Source organism: Actinoplanes sp. G11-F43 (assembly GCF_050589265.1).
Classification (GTDB): Bacteria; Actinomycetota; Actinomycetes; order Mycobacteriales; family Micromonosporaceae; genus Actinoplanes.
In genome coordinates, this window is record NZ_JBNZCE010000010.1 from 143763 (window position 1) to 157730 (window position 13968).

15 protein-coding genes are annotated in these 13968 nt (G+C 71.7%); 8 read left to right on the forward strand and 7 right to left on the reverse strand.

Annotated elements, in window-relative coordinates:
• Positions 1 to 8 precede the first annotated feature (8 nt).
• Together ACQ0O7_RS11980 and ACQ0O7_RS11985 are read right to left on the reverse strand one after the other, a co-directional pair.
• Positions 9 to 1382 carry an MFS transporter gene (locus ACQ0O7_RS11980; protein ID WP_430782065.1) on the reverse strand — a complete coding sequence of 458 codons (1374 nt, stop codon included), beginning with the start codon at positions 1380 to 1382 and terminating at the stop codon, positions 9 to 11.
• 66 nt (positions 1383 to 1448) lie between these two features.
• Entirely contained in the window at positions 1449 to 1937 is a 489-nt protein-coding gene (locus tag ACQ0O7_RS11985; protein WP_430782066.1) for a MarR family winged helix-turn-helix transcriptional regulator, read from the reverse strand.
• A 79-nt stretch (positions 1938 to 2016) separates the two neighbouring features.
• Between ACQ0O7_RS11985 and ACQ0O7_RS11990 the strand changes: the two genes are divergently transcribed.
• Entirely contained in the window at positions 2017 to 2160 is a 144-nt protein-coding gene (locus tag ACQ0O7_RS11990) for a hypothetical protein (protein ID WP_430782068.1), read from the forward strand.
• 49 nt (positions 2161 to 2209) lie between these two features.
• Here ACQ0O7_RS11990 and ACQ0O7_RS11995 read toward each other — a convergent pair whose 3' ends face one another.
• Positions 2210 to 2746, reverse strand: coding sequence for an ATP-binding cassette domain-containing protein (locus tag ACQ0O7_RS11995; RefSeq protein WP_430782069.1), 537 nt, complete (start codon positions 2744 to 2746; stop codon positions 2210 to 2212).
• A gap of 48 nt (positions 2747 to 2794) precedes the next feature.
• Positions 2795 to 4651: an amino acid transporter gene (locus ACQ0O7_RS12000; protein WP_430782071.1), complete on the reverse strand. Its 1857-nt coding sequence runs from the start codon at positions 4649 to 4651 to the stop codon at positions 2795 to 2797.
• Between the two features lie 148 nt (positions 4652 to 4799).
• Here ACQ0O7_RS12000 and ACQ0O7_RS12005 point away from each other — a divergent pair, with 148 nt between their 5' ends.
• The 6 genes from ACQ0O7_RS12005 to ACQ0O7_RS12030 all read left to right on the forward strand — a co-directional run bounded on the left by ACQ0O7_RS12005 (position 4800) and on the right by ACQ0O7_RS12030 (position 11068).
• A complete protein-coding gene (locus ACQ0O7_RS12005; protein WP_430782072.1) occupies positions 4800 to 5570 on the forward strand; it encodes an ABC transporter ATP-binding protein in 771 nt (256 codons plus the stop codon).
• Positions 5567 to 6319, forward strand: coding sequence for an ABC transporter permease (locus ACQ0O7_RS12010; protein ID WP_430782073.1), 753 nt, complete (start codon positions 5567 to 5569; stop codon positions 6317 to 6319). The genes ACQ0O7_RS12005 and ACQ0O7_RS12010 overlap by 4 nt, the downstream gene beginning before the upstream one ends.
• Positions 6319 to 7098 (forward strand): MerR family transcriptional regulator, encoded by a 780-nt coding sequence (locus tag ACQ0O7_RS12015; RefSeq protein WP_430782074.1) that lies wholly within the window; start codon positions 6319 to 6321, stop codon positions 7096 to 7098. Before ACQ0O7_RS12010 ends, ACQ0O7_RS12015 begins: the two co-directional genes overlap by 1 nt.
• A gap of 7 nt (positions 7099 to 7105) precedes the next feature.
• Positions 7106 to 8740 (forward strand): hypothetical protein, encoded by a 1635-nt coding sequence (locus ACQ0O7_RS12020; RefSeq protein WP_430782075.1) that lies wholly within the window; start codon positions 7106 to 7108, stop codon positions 8738 to 8740.
• Between the two features lie 41 nt (positions 8741 to 8781).
• On the forward strand, positions 8782 to 9273 hold the full coding sequence (locus ACQ0O7_RS12025; protein ID WP_430782076.1) for a universal stress protein: 492 nt from the start codon (positions 8782 to 8784) through the stop codon (positions 9271 to 9273).
• 184 nt (positions 9274 to 9457) lie between these two features.
• Complete coding sequence (locus ACQ0O7_RS12030; RefSeq protein WP_430782078.1) at positions 9458 to 11068, forward strand: ATP-binding protein; 1611 nt, start codon at positions 9458 to 9460, stop codon at positions 11066 to 11068.
• Between the two features lie 70 nt (positions 11069 to 11138).
• Here the strand turns inward: ACQ0O7_RS12030 and ACQ0O7_RS12035 are convergent, their stop codons facing one another.
• The 3 genes from ACQ0O7_RS12035 to ACQ0O7_RS12045 are packed head-to-tail and all read right to left on the reverse strand — an operon-like array spanning position 11139 to position 13069.
• Positions 11139 to 11708 carry an alpha/beta fold hydrolase gene (locus ACQ0O7_RS12035; RefSeq protein ID WP_430782080.1) on the reverse strand — a complete coding sequence of 190 codons (570 nt, stop codon included), beginning with the start codon at positions 11706 to 11708 and terminating at the stop codon, positions 11139 to 11141.
• A 51-nt stretch (positions 11709 to 11759) separates the two neighbouring features.
• Positions 11760 to 12065 (reverse strand): hypothetical protein, encoded by a 306-nt coding sequence (locus ACQ0O7_RS12040; RefSeq protein ID WP_430782081.1) that lies wholly within the window; start codon positions 12063 to 12065, stop codon positions 11760 to 11762.
• The gene (locus ACQ0O7_RS12045; protein WP_430782082.1) at positions 12062 to 13069 is read right to left on the reverse strand and encodes a cation diffusion facilitator family transporter; all 1008 of its coding nucleotides are present in this window, start codon (positions 13067 to 13069) and stop codon (positions 12062 to 12064) included. Before ACQ0O7_RS12045 ends, ACQ0O7_RS12040 begins: the two co-directional genes overlap by 4 nt.
• Before the next feature lie 284 nt (positions 13070 to 13353).
• On the opposite strand from ACQ0O7_RS12045, the gene ACQ0O7_RS12050 reads away from it, so the two are divergent.
• Positions 13354 to 13953 carry a hypothetical protein gene (locus tag ACQ0O7_RS12050; protein WP_430782083.1) on the forward strand — a complete coding sequence of 200 codons (600 nt, stop codon included), beginning with the start codon at positions 13354 to 13356 and terminating at the stop codon, positions 13951 to 13953.
• Positions 13954 to 13968: the final 15 nt, after the last annotated feature.

Consider the following 13968-nt stretch of genomic DNA (forward strand, 5'->3'; position numbering starts at 1 on the left):
ACACGGGGTCAGTGTGGGACGGGGGCCGGCTTGCGCGGGACCACGACGGCGATCACGAACGCCGTGGCCAGCAGGGCGGCCGACGCGGTGAAGGCCAGGCGGTAGCCGCCGGTCAGGGCTACCTCGACGGGCTCGCCGAGCGCCAGCAGACCGTCGGCGCGGGTGGCGGCCAGGGTGGCCAGCACCGCGACGCCGATCGCCATGCCCACCTGCTGGGTGGTGTTGAACAGGCCGGAGGCCAGGCCGGCGTCCCGGTCTGAGGCGCCGGACATGCCCAGGTTCGCCAAAGCGGGCAGCACCAGTCCGGCCCCGGAGATCAGCAGCATCGACGGCAGTAGATCGGTGAGGTAGTCGGCCCGTACCGGGATCCGGGCCAGCCACACCATCGCGGCGGCCAGCATCGCCAGCCCGGCCGGCAGGATCAGCCGGGCGCCGAACCGTTCGGTGAGCGGCGCCGACAGCAACAGCGAGACGACGCCGATGCCGACCGCGGCCGGGAGCATCGCCAGGCCGGTCTCCAGGGCGCCGTACCCGAGCACCCGCTGCATGTACAGCGCCACCATCACCTGGAAGCCGAACATCCCGGCGACGGTCAGCATCTGGGCCAGGTTGGCGCCGGAGACGTTGCGCGACCGCAGGATCCGCGGCGGCATCAGCGGTGCGGTGGCGGTCGCCTGGCGGACGGCGAAGAGCGCCAGCAGCAGCACCGACACGCCGCCGAGCAGGGGGCCGCCGGACTCGGTGACGATCGTGTAGATGCCCAGCATCAGACCCGCGGTGACCAGCAGGGCGCCGAGCACGTCGGCGCCGGCGGACAGTCCGGCGCCCCGGTCGCGGGGGAGTGCCACCAGCGCGAGCGCCACCGTGGCGGCGCCGATCGGCACGTTGATGAAGAAGATCCACGGCCAGCTCAGGGTGTCGGTGAGCACCCCGCCGAGGACCTGGCCGAGGGACGCGCCGGCGGCGCCGGTGAAGCTGAAGATCCCGATGGCCCGGGCCCGTTCGCCCGGTTCGGTGTAGATCGTGACGAGGATGCCGAGGACGACCGCCGAGGCCAGCGCGCTGCCGACGCCTTGGAGGAAGCGGGCGGCGATCAGGGTGGCCGGGCTGCCGGCCAGTCCGGCGAGCAGTGAGGCGGCGGTGAAGACGGCGTTCCCGGTGAGGAACAGGGCGCGTCTGCCGACCAGGTCGCCGAGCCTCCCGGCGAGCAGGAGAAGACCGCCGAAGGGGATCAGGTACGCGTTCACCGTCCAGCTCAGTTCGGCCGCGGTGAAGCCCAGATCGTGCTGGATCGCGGGCATCGCCACGGTGACGATGCTGCCGTCGAGGATGGTCATCAGCCCGGCGGTGGACAGCACCGCGAGGGCGAGCAGGCGTGGCATGGTTCCTCCCTGGGTCGCAGGAAGGAACGTAGCAGATAGTTTTGTTGTAGACGATCCTTGTCGGAACTACTTGGCGCGCTCCCGGGCCCGGCGGGCCGGCCGGTCACCCTCCACCGGCGCGGCCAGGTGGCCGGTGGCCAGGGCGTTCAGCGCCTGCACGAGCACCGCACCCTGCTCCGCCGAAAGCGAACCCAGCGCCTCCCGGTGCACCCGGTCGACGATCTCCTGACTGCGCCGGGCGATCTCCGCCCCCGACTCGGTCACCGCGATGATCCGGGCGCGCCGATCGGTGCTGGACGGACGGCGTACCGCAAAAGCGGCCTTCTCCAAGGCGTCCACGGTGACCACCATGGTCGTCTTGTCCATGTCGCCCAGCTCGGCCAGCTGAATCTGGGTCCGCTCCTCCGCCAGCGCGTGCACCAGCACGCAGTGCATCCGCGCGGTCAGCCCGATCTCGGCCAGCGCCGCCGCGATCCGGGTCCGCAGCACATGGCTGGTGTGGTCCAGCAGGAACGACAGGTCGGTCTCGGTGCGGGTGGGCGCCATCGCGGTCATGCCGTCCAGGGTAGTTTCCCGCCGGATCATCCGCGAAGGAACCAAAACCGGTGCCAGCGGGCGTCGATACGCTGAGCCGGTGACCCCCGGCCTCGTCCTGCTGTCCCGGGTGGCCTGCCGGGGGCGCGACATTCCCGGCGCACGGCTCCAGGGCCTGATCGCGCCGCTCGCCGCCGATCCACACGCCGGATGCGGCACCGGGCGGCTCATCGACGGGATCTGAACCGGCGCCGCCCAGCCGGAGAACCCGCGCAAAGCCCTGCGGATCCTGGTCACCCGGGCGCGAGCGGTGCTCGGCCGAGCAGGGCGATCCGGTCGGCCTCCTCCAGGTACCGGGTGGTCAGGAGGACGGTGACCCGGTCGGCGGCCAGGTCGCGGACCAGCTGCCACATGTCGCGGCGGCCGCCCGGGTCGAGGCCGGTGGTCGGCTCGTCCAGGAAGATCACCCGCGGGTCGCCGATCAGGCTCATCGCCAGGTCGAGGCGGCTGCGCATCCCGACACCGTCCAGGAGGTGGGGGAGCGGATGTCCAGAACGGCTCATCGCCAGGTCGAGGCGGCGGCGCATCCCGATCAGCTTGCGGACCCGGTCGGGTTCGGCTGCCACGTCGTGGCCGCCGACGCCGATCTCGCCGGAGTCCGCGTCGATCACTGTGGACAGGATCCGGACCATGGTGGTCTTGCCGGCGGCGTTCGGGCCGAGCAGGGCGGACACGGTGCCTTCGGCGACCCGCAGATCGATGCCGTCGAGCACCGTCTGTTCGCCGTACGACCGGCGCAGCCCGGTCCCCGTGACGGAGTCGGTTGTCATGCCGGAGACGGTGCCCGGCGCCGGGATCACCGTGGTTTCATGACGGCTTCAGCCGACGTGCACGTGCGGGCGCCGGCGCCGGTCGGGTTCGGCCTGGCGGATCATCTCGCGGGTCACCGGGGCCACCTCACCCTGCCCGAAGATCAGGTAGCGGGCGAAGTTGGCGACCGGGCTGCCCTCGGTCCACTCGAAGTAGATGTGCGGCCGCCGGTGGGTGGTGTCCCGGATCCACAGGGTCAGGGCGGCGAGGGCGCTCGGCACCGACGAACTCTCCAGCGTCAGGACGCGGTACCGGTGGTGGAGCAGCTCCCCGCGTACCAGCAGGTCGGTTTCGAAGTCGGAGGCGTCGCGGACGGTGACCTCGACGAACAACACGTCGCGTTGATCGGTCATGTCGTTGTCCGCGATGATCTGGGCGAGCTTGTCGGAGTACTCCCGGGTGTCGCGGGCCTCCGGCTCGTTGGCGATCAGCCGGATCTGCCGGTTGCCGATCTCCTCCAGCCAGCCGCGGGCCACCGGGTCGGCGTCGATCCGGGCGACCCGCAACTCGAACGCCCGGAAGATCCGGGACAGCAGCGACACCACGATGATCGCGGCGATGAAACAGGCGGCGATCTTCACCCCGTCCGGGCGTTCCACGATGTTGACGATCGTGGTGTAGACGAAGACCGCGGTGATCGCGCCGAAACCCCAGGTGCGGGCACGTTGCCCGGTGCGGTGGGCGGAGAGGGTCACCGCCACCGCGGCCGAGGTGATCAAGACCAGGACCCCGGTCGCGTACGCCCCACCCTGCGCGTCCACATCCGCGTCGAAGATCCAGGTGATCAGGAAGGCGGTGCCGGTGAAGACCAGGACCAGCGGCCGTACGGCTCGGGCCCAGGCGGGTGCCATGCCGAACTTCGGGAGATAGCGGGGCACCAGGTTGAGCAGCCCGGCCATCGCGGACGCCCCGGCGAACCAGAGGATGGCGATGGTGGCGATGTCGTAGACGCTGCCGAACACGGTGCCGAGATTCCGGTGCGCCAGGTAGGCCAGCGCCCGCCCGTTGGCCTCGCCGCCGGGCTGGAACTCCTCGGCCGGGATCAGCACGGTGGTGGCGACACTGCTGGTCAGCAGGAACACGCTCATGATCACCGCGGCGGTGGTGAGCAGCCGCTTCCCGCCCCGGACGCGTTCTCGCAGGTCGCCCTTGATGTGCGGCATCACCGCCACCCCGGTCTCGAAGCCGGACAGGCCGAGCGCCAGTTTCGGGAAGACCAGCAGGGCGATGCCGACCATGGCGAGTGGGCTGCCGTGCGAGGTGGTCAGCGCGGTGGTCCAGTCGGTGACCACGGTCGGATGGGTGAACACCTGCCACAGCGCGTCGCCGAGCACGATCACGTTCAGTCCGAGGTAGACACCGACCAGAACCACCGCGATGCCGATGGCCTCGGTGAAACCCTTCAGGAAGACCGCGCCGAGCGCCGCGATCAACAGCAGCGTGACAAGCACCTCCTGCCCGTGCCAGGTGTCCGGCCAGTACGGGTTCTCGTCGATGTGCGCGGTCGCGTCGGCCGCCGACAGGGTGATCGTGATGACGAAGTCGGTGGCCGCGAACCCGAGCAGGACCAGGACGAACAGCTTGCCCTTCCAGAACGACAGCAACTTCACCAGCATCGCGATCGAGCCCTCGCCGTTCGGGCTGTCCGCGGCCACCCGGCGGTACACCGGCAGCGCCCCGAGCAGGGTGACCAGGATGAGGACCAGGGTGGCCAGCGGGGACAGCACCCCGGCGGCGAGCGCGGCGATACCGGGCTGGTAGCCGAGTGTGGAGAAGTAGTCGACACCGGTCAGGCACATGACCTTCCACCAGCTGTGCGGTTTCTCGCCGGACTGTTCCTGTCCGCGCAGCATCCAGTCGCTCATGGTGGTCACCCCGGAAGCCTGGCACCGGACACCCGGCGACCGCCCGTGCCCGGGCGTCAAAAGAGCGTTAATGGGCGTCAATAACGCGTTAACGGCTGCGGATCGGGGCTTGACCCTGACGCTGCGTCAGGGCTCCATGATGGCCGGCATGAGTACCTCAGTGCGGGCCGAGCAGGCGATACGTGTGGTAGGCGTACATAAATCGTTCAAGGATCTCGAAGTTCTCCGTGGGGTTGATCTCGCGGTGGAGCGGGGCAGCATCGTCGCCCTGCTCGGGTCCAACGGGGCCGGCAAGACCACCCTGGTCCGGATCATGTCGACGCTGCTGCGGGCCGACGCCGGCGAGGTGACGGTCAACGGGTTCGACGTGCTGCGGGAAGCCGCCGGGGTACGCCGTTCGATCAGCCTGACCGGGCAGTTCGCGGCGGTCGACGAGATACTCACCGGCCGGGAGAACCTGATCATGGTGGCCCGGCTCCGGCGTCTCCCGCGGCCCGGCGAGATCGCCGACGAACTGCTGCGGCGGCTCTCGCTGACCGAGGCGGGCGGACGGCGGGCCGGCACCTACTCGGGCGGCATGCGGCGGCGGCTGGACATCGCGATGAGCCTGGCCGGGAACCCGCCGGTGATCTTCCTCGACGAGCCGACCACCGGGCTGGACCCGGAGGGCCGGATCGAGGTGTGGGACGCCGTCCAGGAACTCGCCCGGGGCGGCACCACCGTGCTGCTGACCACCCAGTACCTCAACGAGGCGGAACACCTCGCCGACCGGATCGCGATCCTGCACGAGGGCCGGATCATCGTCGACGGAACCCTCGCCGAACTGACCAGGCTGCTGCCCGCGGCCACCGTCGAATACGTGGAGAAACAGCCCACCCTCGAGGAGATCTTCCTCGCCGTCGTCCGGGGGACGAAGTGACCGACACCATCATCCTGCTGGGCCGCTCGCTGAAGCACATCGCGCGCAGCCCCGACACCATCATCACCACCGCCGTCATGCCGATCGCGATGATGCTGCTGTTCGTCTTCGTGTTCGGCGGGGCGATCGAGACCGGGGCCGGCACCGGCGACTACGTCGACTACCTGCTGCCCGGAATCCTGCTGATCACGATCGCGTCGGGGATCACGTACACCGCGTACCGGCTCTTCCAGGATCTTCAAGGTGGCATCTTCGAGCGTTTCCAGTCGATGCCGATCGCCCGGTCCGCGGTGCTCTGGGCACACGTGCTGACCTCGGTGGTGGCCAACCTGATCTCGCTGGTGGTGGTGATCCTGGTGGCGCTGCTGCTCGGGTTCCGCACCGGGGCCGGGGTGCCCGAGTGGCTGGCGGTGGCCGGCATCCTGATCCTGTTCACCCTGGCGCTGACCTGGGTCGCGGTGGTCCCCGGGCTGACCGCCAAGACGGTCGACGGGGCGAGCGCGTTCGCCTACCCGATCATCTTCCTGCCGTTCGTCAGCTCGGCGTTCGTGCCGACCGCGACGATGCCCGGCCCGGTCCGGGCGTTCGCCGAGAACCAGCCGGCGACCGCGATCGTCGACACCGTGCGCGACCTGTTCGCCGGGCGCCCGGCCGGCGACGGCATCTGGCCGGCACTGGGCTGGTGCGCGGTCATCATGGTGGTCGCCTACGTCTTCGCCACCGTGACGTACCGGCGCAGAATCCAGTAATGCTGACGATCGGGCAACTGGCCTCCTACACCGGCGTCACGGTGCGGACGGTGCGGCACTACCATCAGGTCGGCCTGCTGCCGGAGCCGGAGCGGGACGCCTCCGGCTACCGGCGGTACGGCGCCACCGCCGTCGTCGCCCTCCTCAAGATCCGTACGCTGGCCGACGCCGGGGTGCCACTGTCCGAGATCGACGGTCTGCTGCACGCCGGCCCGGACGCCTTCGCCACGGCGATCCAGCGCATCGACGACCGGCTGGCCGACGAGATCGCCCGGCGGCAGACCAGCCGCGAGCAGATCGCGCGGCTGGCCGCCGGGGACGTGGCGGCGCTCCCGCCGGAGGTGGTCGCCTATCTCCACCGGTTGCGGGAGATAGGCGCCTCCGAGCGGATCCTGGAAGGCGAGCGGGACGGCTGGATCATCATGGCGGCCCGCTGGCCGGACCAGGTCGCCGGCTGGATCCCGTCGAAGCTCCAGCAGCTGGAGGACCCCCGGCTGGTCCGCCTCTACCGTCTGCTGTCCGAGATGCTCGACATCGACGACGTCGGCGACGAGCGGATCGAGGAGGCCGCCGACATCATGGCCGCACTGGCCGAGGAGGCGTCCGCCGCCGGATACACCACCGAGGACGACGACACCTCGCTCGACCTGCTGGACGCCCTCGCCGACGAGAGCGATCCGCGCGCCGAACGGATGCGGGAACTGCTGCGCGAACGCGGCTGGGACGGCTGGATCAGGCACCGGCGGGTGCCCCCACGCCGGCGACCGGGTGCGGCATGATCATCGGATGCGCCCCCACCCCCGCGCCGACCTCGCCGTCGTCGGTGCAGCGGTCCTCGTCTTCCTGCTGACCCTCTTCACCATCCCGGACCTTCGCTGCTCGACCGCGGCACCCTGCGACGCCGAACCCGTCACGTCGCTCGGCATCGGCCTGCTGGCGGCGGTAGCCGTGACCACCTTCCTGCACCGGTGGGCGGCGGCCGCCCTGGCGGTGGCGTGCCTGGGACTGTGGGCGGCCGCCGACCGGGCCGACGACGCCGGACTGGAATGGCGGGCCGCCCTGCCGGTCCTGCTGGTGGTGACCACCGTCGTGGTGGCCCGGCTGCGGCACCGGATCGAACCCGACGACGCGCCCCGGCGCCGGCCGCCGCGCCCGCTGCGGATACCGGTCCGCACCGGTGCCCTGGTCGGCGGGCTCCTGCTGCTGGCCGTCTCGCTCGCCGGGATCACCGCCACCCTGCGCCAGCAGCAGCGGGTCACCGCCCAGGAAGCGGGCGCCCGGTCGGTCACCGCCGTCGTCCACGGCTACCGCGACGAGGACACCGTCCTGACCGTCCAGACCCCGGACGGCCGGCTCGACATCGACGTGCTGGCCGCCACCGACTACCCGATCGGCACCCCGGTCGAACTGCTCGTCGACGACGACGGGTTACGCCAGCTGCGCAGCGAGCCCTACGACATCACCTGGCTGCTGCTGCCGCTCACCGTCGGAGCCGGCGCCGGGCTGGCCCTCATCGCCCGCGCCGGCACCCGGCACCGCGCCCTGCGGCGGCTCTTCGACCACGACCGTCCCTTTCGTCCGGTCCGGGCCATGGAGACCGACCAGGACGACGTGTTCGTGCTGATCCCCGGCCCGGACGGGCGCGCCCGCCAGTTCTGCGTCGACTACTTCGACGGACCGGAGAACGGCCCTCTCGACGACCACCCCGGCGACACCCGGATCAGCACCCGGCCGGCCACCCTCTACGGCAGCCCCCAGACCGGATCGTGGTGCGTGGTCGAACTCGACGGCCACGTCTACGTGCCCCGGCTGCCCGTCGACGAGGTGGAGGAGGTGGCGTACGACGGGGCCAGGGGTCTGCCCACCGGGATCGACGACGACGGTGAGCCGGCCGCCGGCCAGGAGGATCTTCGCCCGGTGGACCGGGACCTGACCATCGTCCACGAGTTCTCCCCGGTCTCCGCCGGCGCCTGGGGCAAGGTGCTGCTCACCGGGCTGGCCGGCGTCTTCACCGTCCCGGCCGCGGTCCACTGGATCGCCCCCGGCCTCCCGGACCCGGTGATGATCGCGTCCATTGTGGTGAGCGCGCTCGGCGGCCTCGAAATCGGCTGGCGGCACCGCATCCGGCCGCGGCTGCGCTGGAACCTCGGCGGGGTGACCGCGGTGACCCCGTGGACCATCCACCGGCTGGCCTGGACACCGCAGTCCGGTGTCTCGGCCGGCGGCACCGATGCGGTCGTCGTGCGCGGCGACCGCATCGAGGTCGAGATCGAGGTGCCCGGCGGCGCCAGCCACGACGTGGACCGGCTGGTGGCGGCTCTGCGCTACGCCCGGCGGGCCGCGCTGGACTCCGGCGCCACGGTGCAGCCACCCGCCCCGCCGGTGCCGAGCCGGCTGAAATGGGCGTACCAAAGTCGTTAACAACGCTTGTCAGGTGATCACCGCGGCGGTCCACTGAGGGGATGAACAGCCCTCTCCCCGGCCGGGTCGTGGTAGGGGCGTCCACATCGCTGCCCGGCCTGGCCGCCCTGCGCTACGCCGTCGCCGAGGGCCGTCGCCGAGGCCTCACCGCGATCACCGTGGTCCGCACCTGGCCGGACGCCGACCACGGCCGCAAACCGGCGCCACCCTGGGCGGCCGAACTCGCCCGGGCCAGCGGCCGGCTCATCGAGGAGGCGGTGGACGCCGCGTTCGGCCGGGCGCCGGCCCGGATCGCCCTCGTGCACTGCACACCCGGCGGCCGGCCCGGCCCGGCACTCGTCGACCAGGTCGACGACGATGACGACCTGATCGTGCTGGGCAGCCGGCGGCGACGCTGGCTGGGCGCCGGCGTCGCCCGGCATTGCATCCGGCTGGCCCCCTGCCCGGTGATCGTGGTCCCCCCACCATCCCTGGCTGACCTGCGCTGGAGCAGCAGCCTCGACACCGAACTACGCCGCCTGACCGGCCGGTGAGGCGGCGGCATCCCGTCGCCGGATCCGGACGTCCGGATCACCGGCCAGGAGCCCCGGTCCGGGGCCGTCGCCGCCGTCGAGCGGGCGACGGGTCTGGCCGTCCCACCGCGTGATCCGACCGGGTGATCGGGTGCAATCCAGGTGCAACCCGTCCGGGAGCCGCTGACCTGCGGTACGAAGAATCGTGATCCCGTCCACCGTCTTCGAACAGCTGTTGGACGCGGCACCCGACGCCATGGTCGGCTCGGACGCGTCCGGGCGGATCGTCTTCGTCAACGCGCAGGCCGAACGGCTCTTCGGGTACGACCGCGAGGAACTGATCGGCAGGCTGATCGAGTGTCTGGTGCCGGACGACATCCGCGGCGGGCACCGGGCGCTGCGCAACCGGTACACCGGCGACCCGGTGCACCGGGCGATGGGCAGCGGCCAGCCGCTGCGGGCCCGCCGCAAGGACGGCACGGTCTTCCCGGCCGAGATCAGCCTCAGCGGCCTGCAGACTGACACCGGCCTGTTCGTGTCCGCCGCCGTCCGCGACATCAGCGACCGCTTGGAGGCCGAGGCCGAGCGGGCCCGGCTGCGGCAGGAGGCGGACCGGGCCCGGCTGCAGGACCAGTTGCAGCGCACCCAGCGGATCGAGAGTCTCGGGCAGCTGGCCGGCGGGGTCGCCCATGACTTCAACAACCTGCTCGCGGTGATCAGCAACTACGCGGCGTTCATCGCCGAGAACGCCGGCGACCGGACGGCGAGCCCGTGCGACTGCGGTGAGGCGTGGGCCGAGGTGCACCGCGACACCGAGCAGATCCTGCGGGCCTCCCGCCGGGGCAGCGACCTCACCCGGCAGATGCTGGCGTTCGCCCGCAAGGAGGTGACCCGTCCGCAGGTGGTGCACCTGGGCACGGTGGTGCAGAACGTGGAGGAGATGCTGCGGCGGCTGATCGGCGAGCACATCACGCTGCGGGTGGTGCACGACGGCGGTTGCGGGCCGGTTCAGGCCGACCCCAGCCACCTGGAACAGGTGCTGGTCAACCTGGCGGTCAACGGGCGGGACGCGATGCCCGGCGGCGGAACCCTCACCATCGAGACCGGCGGTGTGGTGGTCGGAGACGACTTCGAGGTGCAGGGGCCGCCGATCCCGCCCGGTGAGTACGTGCGGCTGCGGGTCACCGACACCGGCACCGGCATGCCCCCGGACATCATCGACCGGATCTTCGAGCCGTTCTTCACCACCAAACCCACCGGCAAAGGTACGGGTCTCGGCCTGGCCATGGTGTACGGCATCATCACCGGCGCCGGCGGCGGGGTCCGGATCGACTCCGAGGAGGGCTCCGGCACCACCGTGTCGGTGCTGCTGCCGGTCACCGACCGCCGGCCCACCGAGGTCGGCGCCCGGTCCGCGCCGGTTGAGGCGTTCAACGGCGCCGGGGAGACGGTGCTGCTCGTCGAGGACGAGCCGTCGCTGCGCCTGGTGTGCGAGCGGATGCTGGTCAGCAGCGGTTACCAGGTGCTGGCGCCGGCCGACGTGACCGCCGCCGTCCGGATCGCCGAGGACCATCCCGGGCAGATCCACCTGCTGCTCACCGATGTGGTGATGCCGACCATGCTGGGTACCGCGCTGGCCGAGAAGGTGGTGCGGTACCGGCCGCTGACCCGGGTGCTCTACATGTCCGGGTACGCGGCCGGTGTCCTGTCCAGCACCCACGGCGTTCTCGACCCGGACATCGCCCTGATCGAGAAGCCGTTCACCCGTGCCGAACTGCTGAACGCGGTCCGGTCCGCCCTCACCACGCGCTTCTGAGGAGGGCCGGCCTCACCGCGCGCTTCTGAGCGGGGCCGCCCTCACCGCGCGCTTCTGAGCGAGGCCGTTCTCATCGCACGCTTTTGAGCAGGGTCGCGAACGCCGCCGGGTCGCGCAGGTGCGGGAAACAGTCGCCCAGATCCACCTGCCCGGGTGTCGTCGTCTGCCGGGGCAGCCGCTGCCGGTACGCCCCGGCCAGCTCCGGATCCGGCCGGGCCACCGCGAACTGCCGGTACGCCTCCGGCACCTCGTCCAGCCGGGCGCCGGCCACCGCGATCACCGCGTGGGTGGCGTACTTCTCGGCGAACCGCTCCGCCACCCGGGCCGCCTCGCCGTGCCCGACCAGGATCGGCGCCCGCCGCAGGTCGAGCCGGCTGATCAGCATCGCCAGGTCGTGGGTGAGCCGGTCGGTGCAGTAGTCGTCGCGGGGCGCCGAGTCCCCGTGACCGGGCAGGTCCACGGCGATGGCGGTGCACGCGTCGGCCAGGTCGGCGGCGACCGGCCACCACATGGTCCGGTCGTACTGCAGGCCGTGCAGCAGCACCACCGGGCGTCCGGCGGTGCCCCACCGGTCGTACACCAGCAGGTATTTGGGGGATCCGTAGGCGTGGGTGGTCCGGCGATTCGGTTGTGGGTGCACGTGTCTCGTCTCTCTGGTCCGCGGGGAGGTGGGGGAGGCGGAGCCGCGCTCCTATACCCGCAACACGCCCAGAAGACTCAGATCGACGGAGGTGCCGGTGTGCCGTGCCGTGATGATCGCCGCGATGACGACGGTGGTGGCGGTGACGGCCGTGGTGTCCGGGCCGGGGAGACGCCCGCGCGCGGCGACCGGGGAGTCGTCGCGCTGCTCGTGGGCGGGGAACGTGTCGTGCTCCGCGCACACCGACAGTGCGGCCGGCACGTCGTGGTGCTGGTGGGGAACCATCACCACGACGGCCGCGAGCATCAGGACCAGGAGCAGGAGGGACCGTCGCATCCGGTACGGGTACGCAGTCACGCCTCCACTTTATCCAGCCGGTGACGCCGGTGATGGGACAGCTCGCCGTGACACGAATCGCCGGGGTGGCCGGCCGGGTCGACGTGCACGATCGCACCGGACAGCCGGGGCACCCCGTGGCCGAGCCGATGCTCGGCGTCGGCGGCGATCTCGTGCGCGGCCACCAGGCTCAGCCCGGAGTCGACGACGATCCCGGCTTCGGCGTGCAGCCGGTGCCCGATCCAGCGCAGCCGCAGCACCGGCACGTCCCGCACACCGGGCACCGCCCGCAACGCCGCCTCGGCCCGGTCGACCAGCTCCGGATCGACCCGGTCCATCAGCCGGTGGTAGACCTCGCGGGCCGCGTCCTTCAGCACGAAGGCGATCGCCACCGTGATCGCCAGCCCGACCACCGGGTCGGCCCAGCCCCAGCCCAGCCAGGCCCCACCGGCGGCCAGCACCACGGCCAGCGAGGTGAATCCGTCGGTCCGGGCGTGCAGCCCGTCGGCGACCAGCGCCGCCGACCCGATCCGCCGGCCCACCGTGATCCGGTAGCGGGCCACCAGTTCGTTGCCGGCGAACCCGACCAGCCCGGCGGCGAACACCCACGGCAGATGGGTCATGGTCCGGGGGTCCAGCAGCCGGTCCACCGCGAACCAGCCGGCCGCCACCGCCGACCCGGCGATCACCAGCACGATGAACACCCCGGCGAGATCCTCGGCCCGGCCGAACCCGTAGGTGTACGCCCGGGTCGCGGCCCGCCGCCCGATCCAGAACGCGATGCCCAGCGGCACGGCGGTGAGCGCGTCGGCCACGTTGTGCAGGGTGTCGCCGAGCAGCGCCACCGAGCCGGAGAAGGCGACGATCGCCGCCTGCGCGGCAGCCGTCACCCCGAGCACGGCGAGCGAGATCCAGAGCGCCCGCATCCCCTCCCGGGACGCTTCGAGCGCGTCGTCGACCTTGTCGGCGCTGTCGTGTGAATGTGGGGTGAGCGCATGCCGCAGTCCGTGCCCGTGGTTGCCCATGGTGTCCCTCCGGTAGGCCCTCGATGACTAGGTTCTGTGTGGTGGATCGCGCCTCGCTCCCACACGGTCCGCCACACAGAACCTAGCCCCGGCAGTAGTCGTGCGACAATGCTGCAAGCGCCATTGAGCTGCAGGAACAAAGGTTGTGCTTTCGTGAGGACGGGACCTTCGGCCGTGTCCGTGCCGGTGCGCGGTGTGTCAGATTTCCTGGCGGTCGCCGGAACTTCCCGGCGCCCCGGGGCGACCAACCGGCGACATCGTGATCAGGGAGAAGCCGAGGCGTCGTGATCCGTTCCTGCCGGGCGTCCGGCCTGCTCGACACCGGAGCCACCCAGCGCCGGTACGCCATCCGCCACCGAGGCGCGGCGGTGACGCTCCACTACGACGGGGCCAGACTCGCGGGCCGCCCCCGGCTGGCCCGTCACCCCGATCGTCTCGTGCTGATCGCCGGCACTCCCGGCCCCCGGGGACCGCGCCGCCGCCTGGCCGTGGCCGCGTCATCGACGCTGGCTGCGGTGATCAGCGTGGTCCTGGTGCTGGCCGGAGGCGCGATCGCCCCGGTCGAGGCGGTAGCGGCCTGCCCGGACAGTGGGGCCCAGGCCCGGTCCGCCGACGGCTACACGATCCGCATCCACCCGGAACGCAACCCGTCCGGCCACCTGCTCCTGCACCTGTGCACCGACCCGGCCGCCGAGGCGATCCGCCGCTGGCGCCTGACCGCCCCGGTGGCCGGCAACCCGTCCCGGGAACTCCCGGTGATCGCCACCGGGTCCCGGGCGGCGCTCTCCGCCGAGACGAACGGCACCCCCCTGAACCTGTCGATCACAGTCGTCACCGAATCCGGCCGCGAACGCCACCTGACCACCGTCGGCGCCCTCGGCTGAACCCGGCGTGGCGCG